Consider the following 13,662-nt stretch of genomic DNA (forward strand, 5'->3'; position numbering starts at 1 on the left):
AGACGCCGACACGGGGGCGGCGTCATCTACCAATTATTCACCAACAGTCATTTCTTCGTACGCTTCCGCAGTCATCAGCGCATCCACCTGGGATGGGTCAGAAGCTTCCACGACGATCATCCATGCGCCTTCATATGGCGATTCATTCACCAATTCAGGGCTATCTTCCAATTCTTCGTTCACTTCCACCACTTTCCCGCTGATCGGCGCGTAAAGTTCGGAAACCGTCTTTACGGATTCCACACTGCCGAACGGCTCGTCCGCTTTCACTTCGTCTCCCACGGATGGAAGCTCAACGAAGACGATATCGCCTAGTTCAGATTGCGCGAAGTGTGTAATTCCGATACGGTATTTACCGCCTTCATCTTTTACCCACTCATGTTCTTCAGAATAACGCAAATCCTTCGGTGTGCTCATCTCTAACCCCTCCACAATAGATTCATTCCATTTAATTTTGACATACTCCTCGTATAAAGACAAGAAATGATATTAGCTTCCCCAAACGTCCTGAAACTGCTCTTCTTTGAATCCCACCGTAGCTTTTTCAGCACTCGCGACGATCGGTCGCTTGATCAACATGCCATCGGATGCCAGCAAGCTGATCTTCTCGTCCTCAGTCATCGTCGGCAACTTCTCTTTCAAGTTCAACTCCCGGTATTTCATCCCGCTCGTGTTGAAGAATTTTTTCAATTCCAACCCGGACAGCGAGATGATATTGCGCAAATCTCCTTCCGTTGGCGGATTTTCAGCAATGTTCACTTCATTGAACTGAATTCCCTTCTCTTCCAGCCACTTTTTCGCCTTTCGGCATGTCCCACATTTCGGATAACCATAATATGTAAGCCCCATGACTTAGCACCTCCGTTTTTTCCAGTATACCAAAAAGAACCCGGGACCTAAAAACGGATAGGTCCCGAGCATTGAATTCAGGGGGGCTTACACGATATATTTTTCCGCTTCGATCAGCTTTTCCGCCGCTTCCCGTTTTTTCGCAATGATGTTGTAAGGGTTCGAGCGGGTCAATTTCCGCAGGGCGGATAGCATCATGCGCTGGTTATCCCCTTCCACGGATGCCAATAATGTTTCTCTTGCGTCTTTTTCGATCGCTTCAAATGCTTCCTGGCAGAAGATTTGCGTGTAGAGGATTTTTTGCTTCTCCTTCTCTTCCCCGTTCTTCGCAACCGCTTTTTCTGCGCGGAGCAGTGCGGATTCCATGGCGAATAGGTTGTTGGCGATATCTGCAATGTTCACGAGCAGTTCCTGCTCCGCATCGAGTTTCGTTCCAAAACGCTGTGCCGCCATCCCCGCTGCCAACAAGCCGATTTTCTTGGCGTTTTTCACAAGCACTTTCTCTTGGGCCAATGCCTCTTCCCCGATCTCCTCCGGCATCATCATGAGAAGTTCTTCTTGCAAGCCTTGTGCTTTTTGCAATAAAGGCAATTCACCTTTCATCGCCTTTTTCAAGAAAGTGCCCGGGACGATCATGCGGTTGATTTCATTCGTCCCTTCGAAAATCCGATTGATGCGGGAGTCGCGGTAAATGCGTTCCACTTCATACTCCTGCATGAAACCGTAGCCGCCATGCAGCTGGACCGCTTCGTCGACGATATAATCGAGCACTTCGGATCCGACCACTTTATTGATGGAGCATTCGATAGCATATTCCGCGATGGAAGCGGCCACCGCTTTGCCGTCTTTCTGCTGTTCCGGCGTCATTTGACTATTGCGTTCTTCGAAATACCCGACCGTGCGGTAAATCAAGCTTTCCGTTGCGTAAAGCTTCGATGCCATGGTCGCCAGTTTCTCTTTCGTCAGATTAAAGGCTGAGATCGGCGTGTTGAATTGCTTCCGTTGGTTCGCATAGGTGATGGCAAGCTCCAATGCACGTTTCGAGCCGCCGACCGTGCCGACGCCCAATTTATAGCGTCCGATGTTCAAGATGTTGAACGCGATGACATGGCCTTTGCCTATTTCACCAAGCAGGTTTTCCACTGGAACTTCGGCATCTTCCAAAATGAGCGTCCGAGTGGAGGATGATTTGATTCCCATTTTCTTTTCTTCCGCCCCAACGGAAACGCCCGGGAATTCCCGTTCCACGATGAACGCAGAGAACTTATCCCCATCGATTTTTGCGTAAACGACGAATACGTCCGCAAACCCGGCATTCGTAATCCATTGTTTCTCCCCGTTTAAAATATAATGCGTTCCCGCTTCATTCAATTTCGCGGTTGTCTTGGCACCTAATGCGTCCGAACCGGAGCCTGGTTCCGTCAAGGCATAGGCGGAGATTTTCTCTCCCGACACCGAGTTCGGCAAGTATTTTTTCTTCTGTTCTTCATTTCCGAACAGGACGATCGGCAATGTCCCGATTCCGACGTGGGCTCCGTGCGTGATGGAGAAGCCGCCCGCAACGGACATCTTTTCCGCGATGAGCGCGGAGGAGATCTTATCGAGTCCAAGCCCTTCATATTCCTCCGGTACGTCCGCCCCGAGCAATCCAAGGTCCCCAGCCGAACGGAGTAGCCGGACCGAATGTTCAAACTCATGGTTCTCCAACTTCTCCACAACGGGAAGCACTTCGTTTTTCACATAGTCTTCCGTTGTCTTTGCGATCATTTTTTGTTCATCTGTGAAATCTTCCGGAGTGAAGACACGCTCCGCTTCCATATCCTCAATTAAAAAGGCGCCACCTTTGATCAAATCATTTGTTTGCATTTTAGTCATCTCCGTTTCCTCCTTATATATTTCAAATTTAACTGAGCACCTGATTCCGCTGCAGGCGGACGCTTTCCGCTCCACCTAGTAATCATTGAAACAATAAAGCTTTACAAAGTTTTATAGCATTTCAAAGACGCCTGCTGCACCCATGCCGCCGCCGATGCACATTGTGACGACGCCGAATTGTTTGCCTTGTCGCTTCAATTCATCCAGTAGGCGGACGGTCAGGATGGAGCCGGATGCGCCGAGTGGATGGCCTAGGGCGATTGCCCCGCCGTTGACGTTGACTTTATCCATATCCAGACCGAGATGCCGGATGACTTGCAAGGATTGGGATGCGAACGCTTCGTTCAGTTCCCAAAGGTCGATGTCTTCCTGTTGAAGTCCTGCGATTTCGAGCGCTTTCGGCACTGCCACAATCGGGCCGATCCCCATCACTTCCGGTGGGACGCCTCCCACTGCAAACGAGCGGAATTTGGCGATCGGTTTCAAGCCTTGCGCTTCTGCCACTTCCCGGTCCATCACCAAGACGGAACCTGCGCCATCCGAAGTTTGCGAGGAGTTCCCCGCAGTGACCGAGCCCGTTACGGAAAAGACCGGGCGCAGTTTGGCCAACGTTTCCATATTGGTGCCAGGACGGACCCCTTCATCCATCGAGAACATGAATGTATCTTCTTTCAGCTTGCCATCATCCGTGAATGAATGCCGGGTCACTTCGACCGGCACGATGCCGTCGTCGAATTTTCCGGCGGCAATCGCAGCAGCCGCCCTTTCGTGGGAACGGACGGCGAATGCGTCCTGATCTTCCCGGCTGACTCCATATTTCATCGCCACTTGCTCCGCAGTATGGCCCATCCCCATGTAATACTCCGGGGCCGTTTCCACCAGCTTTGCATTCGGCCGCAACGTGTTCCCGACCATCGGCACCATACTCATCGATTCCGCGCCGCCTGCGATGATCGCTTGCGATGAACCGATCATGATCCGCTCTGCCGCATAGGCGATCGTTTGCAATCCCGAGGAACAGAACCGGTTCACCGTAATGGCTGGAGTGGAATCGGGAAGACCTGCCAATGCCCCGATGAGCCGCGCCACATTCATTCCCTGTTCCGCTTCAGGCATGGCACAACCGATGATGATGTCATCGATCGGTCCGTCATAGCCGCCTGCCCGCCTCAATGTTTCTTTTACTGCTATCGCCCCTAAATCATCCGGGCGGACAGTCGCCAGCGATCCTTTGCCGGATTTGCCGACCGGTGTCCGCGCCCCTGCTACAATAACTGCTTCACGCATCGAAACTCCTCCTCCATAACCGTTAGTTCCTCAATGGTTTTCCTTTTACGAGCATATGCTGCATCCGTTGTTGCGACTTCGGTTCCGCTACCAAGCTTAAGAATGCTTCCCGCTCGAGATCCAACATATATTGTTCGTCGACGAGCGTCCCGAATGGCACTTTCCCTCCTGCCAATACGAACGCCAGCTTCTTGGCAATCTTGAAATCATGGTCGCTGATGAAACCGGAAAGCCTCATCGTTTCCGCCCCGAGTACCATCGTTGCGTAGCCCGAAGCACCGGTGACCGGGATCTTTTCACGTTTCGGCGGTTGATAGCCATTTTCATATAAGGACAATGCTGCCTGTTTGGCATCGTGGATTAGATGGTCCGGATTGATACTCACACCATCCGCGAAGTCCAAGAAATTATTCTCTCTCGCTTCTTCCCCCGACGTCGATACTTTCGCCATGGCGATCGATTCGAATACTTTATTTACAACGTTTTGATAATCAACCGTGACACCGTTCGGAAGGCCTTTCAAATGCTTCGCATACAGGTTGACGTTTCCGCCCCCGCCTGGAATCAAGCCGACGCCCGCTTCGACAAGCCCCATATACGTTTCCATCGACGCTTGGATATGGGCTGCCGGCAAACAGACTTCCGCGCCGCCGCCGAGTGTCATCTGAAAAGGTGCCGCTACGACCGGTTTCGTCGAATACTTGATTTTCATCATGGCTTTCTGGAATGTGCGGACGACGAAATCCAGTTCGAATATATTGTCATCTTGCGCTTCCATCAAGATCAAACCGAGGTTCGCACCGACGCAGAAGTTCTTTCCTTGGTTGCCGATGACGAGCCCTTTGTAGTTCTGTTCCACTTCATCAATCGCATAATTGATCATTTGCAAAATATCCAAGCCGATTGCATTCGACTGCGAATGGAATTCCAGCAAGGCAATGCCGTCCCCAAGGTCGATCAAGCTCGCGCCGGAGTTCTTTTTAATGACCCCATGCTTCTTTTTATACCGTTTCAAATCAATTGCCTTTTCATTGACGGGAACGGGTTGAAATCCCTCGCCATCGAAATAGTACAGATCATTGTCTTCTTCTCTATAGAAAGATTGATAGCCTCCGTCAAGCAAACTTTGGACGAATGGCGGAATCTCATATCCTTCCTCTTTCATCTTCGCGACAGATGGCCCCACACCGATCGCATCCCAAATTTCGAATGGACCTTGCTCCCAGCCAAAGCCCCATTTCATCGCATTGTCGATGGCAACGATGTCATCTGCGATCTCTCCCGTCAACTGGGCCGAGTAGCGGAGTGTCGGGGCAAGGATATTCCAAAGGATTTCCCCCGTCCGGTCGTTCGCATAAACGAGGGACTTCACCTTATTCGATAGCCCTTTTTGCTGTTTCGCCATTTCAATTGAAGGCGTTTTCAACTTTTTAGTAGGTTCGTATTCCAGCGTCGCCGGATCGATTTCCAAAATCTCTTTCCCTTTCTTCCAATAGAATCCTTGTTTGGATTTGGCCCCGAGCCAGCCGTTTTCAATCATTTTTTTCATGAATGCCGGGATTTCGAACACTTTCTGCTCTTCGCCCTTCGTCTGATCATAGACATTTTTTGCGACGTGCATGAATGTATCCAACCCGACAACGTCGAGCGTCCGGAACGTCGCGGATTTCGGCCGGCCGATCAACGTGCCCGTCACCGAATCGACTTCCCCGATCGAATAGCCGCGCTTTTCCATTTCCTGCAATGTGATCAAAAGACCGTACGTCCCGATCCGATTCGCAATGAAGTTCGGCGTGTCTTTCGCAATGACGACCCCTTTTCCGAGCCGGTCTTCTCCGAATCTTGTCATGAAATCCAATACTTCCCGGCTCGTCGAACTTGCGGGGATGATTTCAAGCAATTTCAGATAGCGCGGCGGGTTGAAAAAATGCGTGCCAAGGAAATGTTTCCGAAAATCTTCCGATCGTCCTTCCGCCATCGCTTCGATACTGATGCCGGACGTATTGGAAGTGACAATCGTCCCCGGTTTCCGGACCGTTTCAATTTTTTCGTATAACGCTTTTTTCACTGCAAGGTTCTCAACGACGACTTCGATGATCCAGTCGACATCTTTCAATTGTTCCAAGTCATCTTCCAAGTTCCCCACCGCAATGAGGGAAAGATTTTTTTTCGTAGTGAGCGGCGCCGGCTTCTGCTTCAACAAATTCTGTTTCGCAGCCGCCGCTATTTTATTCCGCACTTGCGGATGGTCGAGTGTCAATCCTTTCGATTCCTCTTCTGCAGTCAGTTGCTTCGGAACGATATCCAGAAGCAGGACCGGAATCCCAATATTCGCCAGATGAGCTGCGATGCCCGACCCCATGACGCCTGAGCCCAATACGGCCGCCTTTTTAATTTGATAAGTCACGTGCAATGCCCCCTATTCCTTCTTTTGAATGAACACTCATTCATTTATTGGGTAAAAAAAATATCAATTACGCCTCGGTGTAATTGCGTCCAGATTTTGAATTGCGAATCGAACAGCGAAGGGTTCGATTTTCCGTATTTCTGCATTTATTGCAGATATTAAGGCACTGGACATCTCGCCCTTGATTGCCTTTCTCCCTTTTCAAAATCTGTGACATCCGCCTGAGGCTTTCCCTTCGTTCAGCGCATTTGAACACCACTGTACAGTAATCGATACTGCTTTTATCTGCCACCTACAGAAGTGGAGGTTTTCGCTGAAGAAAGATAAACGACTCTATGTCTTATATTGTAAATCACTTTCACCATTTTCGCAATATTAAATCGCGAAATTGTTTTTTTAAAATAATTCACAGCTAGTATATGGGATGCCTACCAAATCCGGTGGAAAGCATTTCTATACCTCCCCCTCAGAAAAAATTGTACACTATATACATAGAAAGGGAGGGCTTATGAATGAAACCGATCACAACCGAAGAACAATTCAATGAAGTGATTTCAGGCGAAGGTAAATCACTGATCAAATTCCAAGCGGGCTGGTGTCCGGATTGCACACGGATGGATATGTTCATCGATCCGATTGTGGAAAAGTACGATATGTATACATGGTATGAAGTGGACCGGGATGTGTTGCCTGAAATCGCTGAGAAATATGATGTTATGGGAATCCCGAGCTTGCTCATCTTCAGCAATGGGGAAAAAGAGGCGCATCTGCATAGCGCAAATGCCAAATCACCACAACAAGTTACGGACTTCCTTGATTCCGTAACAAACTGATCTTAAGTCGTCAGCAATGGCTGGCGGCTTTTTCTGTGCCGACCAAGATAGATTGCTACTTTACACAGACTGAACAAAAGTGGAAAAATGAAGTATAATGAGGGAAATAAGATAGGGGTGCAGAAATGGATTATGAAAAAGAAATAGAACGGTTAAAAGGGATCATCCAATCCTATGAAAAACTGATTGCGGAAACGACCGTTCCAATCATCCCTTCCATAGTGGATAATACGCTGCTAATTCCGGTTACGGGGCATTTGGTGGAAGAACGATTCCACTTGATACAGTGCCATGTCCTGAATTACATAGGTAAATATAGAGGATTCAATTGTGCTGTCTTTGATTTCACAGGGGTGGGCCGGGAAGAAGTCGCTGATTTGGACTACCATATACTCGCGTTGGAAATCGGGCAATTGAATGCAGCCTTGAAATTGATGGGGGTCCGCCCGATTTACGTCGGCTTCAACCCTCAATTGGTGCGGGAAATCGTGGCGGCAGGCGTCCATGTCGATATCGAGACGTATGTTAACTTTAAAATGGCCCTCTCCGAACTGCTGAAGAACGGAAAAGAACTTCATTCTTCCTTCTAAAGTTATGGTGGAGGTGATTCGTTTTTGAAGAAAGTATTGAATGTTCAAGGAAAGTCCCAATATGAAGCGGATATCGAAGAGAAGTTCCGCCCTTCCGCTTGCGGACCAGTCACCGCCTATGTCCTATTGAGACATATATTGCCTGACCCGCCTCCCCATCAAGTGAATGACTGGTATCGGTTGCTCGGCTCGACCAAAATCGGATTGTTCAAATGGCGATTCCTCCGTAATATGCAAAAGCTTCTTGGCCCTGGATGGCAGGTGGCGGAATGCGGAATTGAGGAACTCCAACGTCAGATCTCCGCGGGCCGGCCGGTAGCCGCCAAATTCGATAAATGGTTTTCCTGGAAATGGCGGGGTCAATTTACGTTCGACTACCATTGGGTGCCCGTCATCGGCTACGAGACGACAGAAGATGACGTCCTTCTGATCATCCACGATAACGGGAGCCGCCGGAGCGGAAGCCGGGTCCGCCACGTGTCGTACCGCCAAAACCGATCCATCCTCTCTTTCATCAAAATCGAACCCGTCACAAAATGAAAAGATTCCCCCAAGATCGTGAGGGAATCTTTTTTAGTGCTCTATATAATCCAAAGCCTGTTTCAACGTAGCAAAACTACGGATCCGTCCGAACGACAATCCCAGGTTGACCATCGTCTGGGCAATAGCGGGGGAAATCCCGCTGACAATCGGATTGATGCCTAACAAACAAAGCGCGTCAAATAAATGGAAAAGTTGTTGGGCCACGAAAGTGTCGGTAGTCTGCAGCCCGGAAAGATCGATGATCAAATATTCCAATTGTCGGTCCGCTGCGTTCTGCAGAACCCGTTCATGCAAAATCAGAGCCCGATCATGATCAACCGTGCCGATCAAAGGCAGGATGGCTGTCTTGTCGTTGATGGATACGATCGGCACAGATAATTCCGTAATGAGAGTTTGCGATAATTTCAACACTTCCTTCTCATATCGGACAAAGGGGACACTGAAAAAATAAGTGACATCATTGACCATACTGTCGAGCAGGCTGATGAGATCATACATCTGGGCCGCACTGACATCCGCGGCAAGCGCCTCATGCTTCAATACGGTGCCGATGATGTTGCGGTAATTCGGGACTTCCCGCAGCATCATATCCAATGAGATCGTCTGATATTTGGCAAACTCGGTTCCCGCTTCCTCTCCCCACTCTTTCACCTTGTCAATCCGTTCGTTCTCGTCCCTTACTAAGGAACGGGCATACAGCTCCACCAAGCTTGTACGGAACGGGTATAATTCCTTCTCCAGCAACTGCATGGAAGGGTATCGTTTATTCTGACTCTCCGTTATGACAAAGGCCAACTGAGGAGCCTGCTCCAAGAGCTTTTGGCTGAGCCTTTCCAGAAATTCTTTCATCCAATCATTCCTCCTCTACCTGACGGAAAAGAGTGCATCCGCTTGTTTGATGACCAACGAATAGCCCTCTTGTTCAATCCGTTCCCTTACCCTCTCATCATAAACGGGGATCAGCAAATCTTCAATGGGATCGTCCATCTCCAAACCGCAATTGATTTCCGCCAATTGTCTGGATAAATGAAGCATGTCCAAGTCCGTTTCAATCTTTTTGCGCATGGCCGGGGTCAATTCGTGGAGGGCTTGCAGGACGCCTTCCACCGATTCGTATTCCTTGATCAGCTTCAGCGCCGTTTTCGGCCCGATCCCTCTCACGCCAGGGTACCCGTCGCTTGCATCACCGGTGAACGCTTTTTTATCAATGAACTGTTTCGGCCGGATGCCGTACTCTTCTTCAAACCGTTGATCCGTGAATAGATCATAGACATTATATCCCTTTGTCGTGAAGGCGATCCGCACATTCGGGCGCAATAACTGAAGAAGGTCTTTATCGCCTGACACGATGGTGATGTCCGCCTGGCCGCTCCAATTTTCGACGAAAGAACCGATCAGATCATCCGCTTCCATTTGCGGGACGCCATAGCTTTTCCAGCCGATGAGTTCGGTGAAATTCCGGGCCATGTCAAATTGCGGAAGAAGTTCAGGAGCCGGGGCCGGGCGATTCGCTTTGTAGCCGTCAAATAGATCATTGCGGAACGTATGAGCTCCCATATCCCAACAAACGGCCAGATGGGTCGGTTTGAATATCGACATGGCCGTCATCGTATGCCGGGCAAATCCTTGGATGCCATTCGTCGGAACACCCGCCGCATTCGGAAAGAATTGTCCCATCGGCGCAGTCGCAAAAAAAGAACGGAATAGAAGTGCCATTCCGTCGACTAGTAAAATATGCGGTTTTTCCGTAGTTGTCATTTTGCACTCCCCCACACTCTATCTCTCTTTTACATTCTACCGCTTTTTAGAGTACGGGTGGAGGAATGTGCCTATGCTTTGTTTGATTTGCGTTCAGCTGGGGGGCCATGACATCGGTTGCTTGCGCCATGACCGCGGTTGCTTGCGCTCGAGCTTGAGTTCCTTGCACTTGCGAGGGCTTTGCTTGCACCAGACAGATTGCTTGCATTCGAACGCGGGTTGCTTGCACCCCGACCGCGGTTGCTTGCGCTCGAGCTTGAGTTCCTTGCACTTGCGAGGGCTTTGCTTGCACCAGACAGATTGCTTGCATTCGAACGCGGGTTGCTTGCACCCCGACTTCGGTTGCTTGCACTCGAGCGTAAGTTCCTTGCACTCGCGAGGGCTTTGCTTGCGCAAGGCAGATTGCTTGCATTCAAACGCGGGTTGCTTGCACCCCGACCGCGGTTGCTTGCGCTCGAGCGTAAGTTCCTTGCACTCGCGAGGGCTTTGCTTGCGCAAGGGAGATTGCTTGCACTCAAACGCGGGTTGCTTGCGCCATGACCGCGGATGCTTGCGCTCGAGCTTGAGTTCCTTGCACTTGCGAGGGCTTTGCTTGCACCAGACAGATTGCTTGCATTCGAACGCGGGTTGCTTGCACCCCGACTTCGGTTGCTTGCACTCGAGCGTAAGTTCCTTGCACTCGCGAGGGCTTTGCTTGCGCAAGGCAGATTGCTTGCACTCAAACGCGCTTGCGCCATGACCGCGGTTGCTTGCGCTCGAGCGTGAGTTCCTTGCACTCGCGAGGGCTTTGCTTGCACCCGCCGGTTGGTCATGCTTTAGTTCAGGCTACCTCTAGCACTCTTAGGAGGTTTCATTCCCCCCTCATCTCAGTTTCAAGTTCACATCGCCAGTAATATAAGAAGGGTATCCTTGAATTTTAAAAGTGATCGGGTCCGCAAATGGCTTATTTGGCAGTCCCATCCGTTTCGGCATGCCAGCCTCCGCTCCGCCCGACCACCATTCCAATCTAAATTCCTTCCCGTCCGCATCTGTGAATTCAATGCTGAGCGGCGTATGAATGAAACCTTTCTCGCCGCGGAAATCGAATTGCATCGTCCCGTTTCCGACACGAAGATTGCTGAAGCGCGCGTCTTTCGGCTGCTGCAGAATTTTTTGACGCTCAGTATCGATCACCACGGTCGTCTCCTCTTTCTTCATGGCCATCAACTTCCCAAACTGAAGATATAACTGATCTGCTTCTTCAAAATAATTGCTTTGCAAATAAAAAGTATGGCGATTCGGTTCTTCTTCCGTTCCACTGCCCGTCACCCCGTTTTGAATGGAACTCCAGACACGGCCCTTCCCGTCCACAATGCGCAAATCCTCGAAACCGAAAATCTCCATCGTGTTCGCCGGGTCGAACTCCACTTCAATCGCGGTTCGTACGGGGCTGATGACCACATTCCCGATGGTGATCGACTGACCTTCCACCATGACCGTTTCATTCACTGCAAATTTTATGTCCTCTACGTCCGACTCGATCGTGAACGGCAGCTTAAGACTAAGCTCCTTTCCATAGCCGTCCATCACTTTTATTTGCAGAACGACGTCTTTTGTAGGTAGCGGGCTTTGGAATGAGATTTCAAGGGCATTCGTAGATACATTTTTCTCATATTGATCATCGTAGTTATGCGACATGCTTCCCCAGTCCAAGTCTTCCCCATTCGCCCCGGTCAGTTCAAATTTCTCAATGAACCCCCGCGCCCCTTCCAGTTCCAATGTATAAAAGACGACCAGATTCGTTTGGTCGGCAATGATGCCTTCCACAGTTGCCCGGACCCCCGCCACTTCATCCGTGACACCGACAGCTTGGTAATGCTCATGGCGGATGGCGGATTGCAGCCCTTCATTATCCGCGATGAGAGCGACAATTTTGTCCATGCCGGGCAGAGCGGCCACTGCATTCGCGAAAGCCGGGGATACTCGGATGGATGTCACAAATGCGACAACCAAAACAGCTGCAATGATTGCTGACCAGAACCCCTTTTTGCCAGTCAGTCGTTTTTTGCGCTTCTTCTGTTTCGCCCGTTCCAACCCGGACCGGATTGCCGCCTGCAAACGATCCTCCGGGATACGCTGTTCCATGATTTCCTCTTTCCATTTCTCCAATCGGTCTTCTTCAACGGACATGACGCCTCTCCCCTTTCCCATCCATAAATGAACGCAACTGTCTGAGCGCTTTGTACAACCTTGTTTTGACTGTACCTTCCGGCGTAGAAGACATTTCTGCAATATCTTTGATTTTGATATCGTGTATGTATTTCAAGTGGACGAGTTCCCGTTCTTCTTCCGTCAACTGCGCAAGTGCCTCCTCCACTTCCAAATACGTGTAATCTTCACTGATTCCGGTTTGCAAATGGGCATTGACGTCTGTCACGATACGCTTCCGCAGCTTCACCGTATCATTGCAGTAATTGAGCATGATGCGGATCAGCCATGTCTTGATGTATTGAGGTTTTTGCACTGTCCCGATCTTTTCAAAAGCTCGATACGTCACCTCTTGGACTGCCTCCAATGCCTCTTCTTCATTTTTCAGATAGGCAAGCGCCGTCCGGTATAAGGCTTCCTTATGCAAATATAGCAGTGATAAGAAAGCCTCTTCATCCCCCGAAATCGCTTTTTCCGCTAGTTTCACTTCCATTTCCTCCACCTTCTTTCCACCCCTATATATTAGACCGGGAGATGCCAAAAAAGTTTTTTCTTTTTTAATGAATGTCAAAATTCCGAGGAGCCCGCCCGTTTCCCTCACCCCTTACATATGATAAAAGGAATTGCTTAAGAAGGATGTGAAGGAATGGTCAACATGCAGCCGGATAATTTTGGCGAAGAGATGTGGTATCCGCAGTTACCGGAAGGATACCTTAGGGGCAGCTCCGTTCCGGGAGGAGATTCGTATGATGATTGGTATCCGGGGCAAGCGGCTGAGTTTTATCCCGGCCAAAGTATGTCAGGGTATCCATCAGGTGGTCCGTTCACTGCGCAAAGAAGTCCGGGACTTTCACCGGGCCACGGCGGGTTCCCTGGTTTTCCACCAAGTGGAGGAGGCTTTCCAGGTCAAGGCATGCCCGGGTTTCCTCCGAGCGGTGGAGGCTTTCCCGGACAGGGCGTTCCGGGATTCCCACCGGGGACCGGGTTCCCGCCAGGCGCCGGATTCCCTGGGCAAGGGGGACCTCCGGGTGGCGGATTCCCTGGGCAAGGAGGACCTCCGGGTGGCGGACTAGGTCAGCAGGCACCTACAACGGCCCCACCGAACTATACGCCGGCTTACCCGGAAACCCAACTATTTGCGGTTGATCCGGGCGGCATCAGGCGCTGTCTCTACCGCTTCACCTTTGTCTGGCTTTCGAGAAGGCAAGGTTTCTGGTTCTTCCCGGTATTCGTCGGCCGGAATTCGGTGGCAGGCTATCGTTGGCGCAACCGGCAAAGACGGTGGGAATATTTCGGGATTGACTTGAACCGCATCGATGCGTTCACTTGCTAG

At 50.3% G+C, this 13,662-nt stretch carries 14 protein-coding genes; 5 read left to right on the forward strand and 9 right to left on the reverse strand.

Annotation, left to right across the window (positions count from 1 at the left end):
- Nucleotides 1-33: 33 nt before the first annotated feature.
- The 5 genes from gcvH to OXB_RS00530 form a co-directional block, all read right to left on the reverse strand.
- Complete coding sequence (gene gcvH, locus OXB_RS00510) at nt 34-417, reverse strand: glycine cleavage system protein GcvH (RefSeq protein WP_041070826.1); 384 nt, start codon at nt 415-417, stop codon at nt 34-36.
- A gap of 72 nt (nt 418-489) precedes the next feature.
- Nucleotides 490-849, reverse strand: coding sequence for an arsenate reductase family protein (locus OXB_RS00515; RefSeq protein WP_041070829.1), 360 nt, complete (start codon nt 847-849; stop codon nt 490-492).
- Between the two features lie 87 nt (nt 850-936).
- Nucleotides 937-2,724 carry an acyl-CoA dehydrogenase family protein gene (locus OXB_RS00520; RefSeq protein ID WP_041070832.1) on the reverse strand — a complete coding sequence of 596 codons (1,788 nt, stop codon included), beginning with the start codon at nt 2,722-2,724 and terminating at the stop codon, nt 937-939.
- A 111-nt stretch (nt 2,725-2,835) separates the two neighbouring features.
- Nucleotides 2,836-4,011, reverse strand: a complete 1,176-nt coding sequence (locus tag OXB_RS00525; RefSeq protein WP_041070835.1) for an acetyl-CoA C-acetyltransferase — start codon at nt 4,009-4,011, stop codon at nt 2,836-2,838.
- A gap of 22 nt (nt 4,012-4,033) precedes the next feature.
- Complete coding sequence (locus OXB_RS00530) at nt 4,034-6,418, reverse strand: 3-hydroxyacyl-CoA dehydrogenase/enoyl-CoA hydratase family protein (RefSeq protein WP_041070838.1); 2,385 nt, start codon at nt 6,416-6,418, stop codon at nt 4,034-4,036.
- Between the two features lie 512 nt (nt 6,419-6,930).
- Between OXB_RS00530 and OXB_RS00535 the strand changes: the two genes are divergently transcribed.
- From OXB_RS00535 to OXB_RS00545, 3 genes are all read left to right on the forward strand, one after another.
- The gene (locus OXB_RS00535) at nt 6,931-7,251 is read left to right on the forward strand and encodes a thioredoxin family protein (RefSeq protein ID WP_041070841.1); all 321 of its coding nucleotides are present in this window, start codon (nt 6,931-6,933) and stop codon (nt 7,249-7,251) included.
- 125 nt (nt 7,252-7,376) lie between these two features.
- Nucleotides 7,377-7,841 carry an STAS domain-containing protein gene (locus tag OXB_RS00540; RefSeq protein ID WP_041070844.1) on the forward strand — a complete coding sequence of 155 codons (465 nt, stop codon included), beginning with the start codon at nt 7,377-7,379 and terminating at the stop codon, nt 7,839-7,841.
- 24 nt (nt 7,842-7,865) lie between these two features.
- Nucleotides 7,866-8,381 (forward strand): C39 family peptidase, encoded by a 516-nt coding sequence (locus OXB_RS00545; RefSeq protein WP_041070847.1) that lies wholly within the window; start codon nt 7,866-7,868, stop codon nt 8,379-8,381.
- Between the two features lie 33 nt (nt 8,382-8,414).
- Here OXB_RS00545 and OXB_RS00550 read toward each other — a convergent pair whose 3' ends face one another.
- Nucleotides 8,415-9,233, reverse strand: a complete 819-nt coding sequence (locus OXB_RS00550) for an STAS domain-containing protein (protein WP_041070850.1) — start codon at nt 9,231-9,233, stop codon at nt 8,415-8,417.
- Between the two features lie 15 nt (nt 9,234-9,248).
- Nucleotides 9,249-10,142, reverse strand: a complete 894-nt coding sequence (locus OXB_RS00555; protein ID WP_041070853.1) for a 5'-3' exonuclease — start codon at nt 10,140-10,142, stop codon at nt 9,249-9,251.
- A gap of 138 nt (nt 10,143-10,280) precedes the next feature.
- Between OXB_RS00555 and OXB_RS00560 the strand changes: the two genes are divergently transcribed.
- Entirely contained in the window at nt 10,281-10,682 is a 402-nt protein-coding gene (locus OXB_RS00560; RefSeq protein ID WP_041070857.1) for a hypothetical protein, read from the forward strand.
- Nucleotides 10,683-11,003: 321 nt separating this feature from the next.
- Here OXB_RS00560 and OXB_RS00565 read toward each other — a convergent pair whose 3' ends face one another.
- Entirely contained in the window at nt 11,004-12,311 is a 1,308-nt protein-coding gene (locus OXB_RS00565) for a DUF4179 domain-containing protein (protein WP_041070860.1), read from the reverse strand.
- Nucleotides 12,301-12,822 (reverse strand): sigma-70 family RNA polymerase sigma factor, encoded by a 522-nt coding sequence (locus OXB_RS00570; RefSeq protein ID WP_041070863.1) that lies wholly within the window; start codon nt 12,820-12,822, stop codon nt 12,301-12,303. Before OXB_RS00570 ends, OXB_RS00565 begins: the two co-directional genes overlap by 11 nt.
- 153 nt (nt 12,823-12,975) lie before the next feature.
- Here OXB_RS00570 and OXB_RS19130 point away from each other — a divergent pair, with 153 nt between their 5' ends.
- Nucleotides 12,976-13,662, forward strand: coding sequence for a hypothetical protein (locus tag OXB_RS19130; protein WP_231860337.1), 687 nt, complete (start codon nt 12,976-12,978; stop codon nt 13,660-13,662).

It is taken from the genome of Bacillus sp. OxB-1 (assembly GCF_000829195.1).
Classification (GTDB): Bacteria; Bacillota; Bacilli; order Bacillales_A; family Planococcaceae; genus Sporosarcina.

What these genes read in the sequence shown, in the direction of transcription:
- OXB_RS00550 (WP_041070850.1), bottom strand. Translation starts at nt 9,233, where the DNA reads ATGAAAGAATTTCTGGAAAGGCTCAGCCAAAAGCTCTTGGAGCAGGCT.
- OXB_RS00520 (WP_041070832.1), bottom strand. Translation starts at nt 2,724, where the DNA reads ATGACTAAAATGCAAACAAATGATTTGATCAAAGGTGGCGCCTTTTTA.
- gcvH (WP_041070826.1), bottom strand. Translation starts at nt 417, where the DNA reads ATGAGCACACCGAAGGATTTGCGTTATTCTGAAGAACATGAGTGGGTA.
- OXB_RS00525 (WP_041070835.1), bottom strand. Translation starts at nt 4,011, where the DNA reads ATGCGTGAAGCAGTTATTGTAGCAGGGGCGCGGACACCGGTCGGCAAA.
- OXB_RS00515 (WP_041070829.1), bottom strand. Translation starts at nt 849, where the DNA reads ATGGGGCTTACATATTATGGTTATCCGAAATGTGGGACATGCCGAAAG.
- OXB_RS19130 (WP_231860337.1), top strand. Translation starts at nt 12,976, where the DNA reads ATGGTCAACATGCAGCCGGATAATTTTGGCGAAGAGATGTGGTATCCG.
- OXB_RS00570 (WP_041070863.1), bottom strand. Translation starts at nt 12,822, where the DNA reads ATGGAAGTGAAACTAGCGGAAAAAGCGATTTCGGGGGATGAAGAGGCT.
- OXB_RS00555 (WP_041070853.1), bottom strand. Translation starts at nt 10,142, where the DNA reads ATGACAACTACGGAAAAACCGCATATTTTACTAGTCGACGGAATGGCA.
- OXB_RS00540 (WP_041070844.1), top strand. Translation starts at nt 7,377, where the DNA reads ATGGATTATGAAAAAGAAATAGAACGGTTAAAAGGGATCATCCAATCC.
- OXB_RS00565 (WP_041070860.1), bottom strand. Translation starts at nt 12,311, where the DNA reads ATGTCCGTTGAAGAAGACCGATTGGAGAAATGGAAAGAGGAAATCATG.
- OXB_RS00535 (WP_041070841.1), top strand. Translation starts at nt 6,931, where the DNA reads ATGAAACCGATCACAACCGAAGAACAATTCAATGAAGTGATTTCAGGC.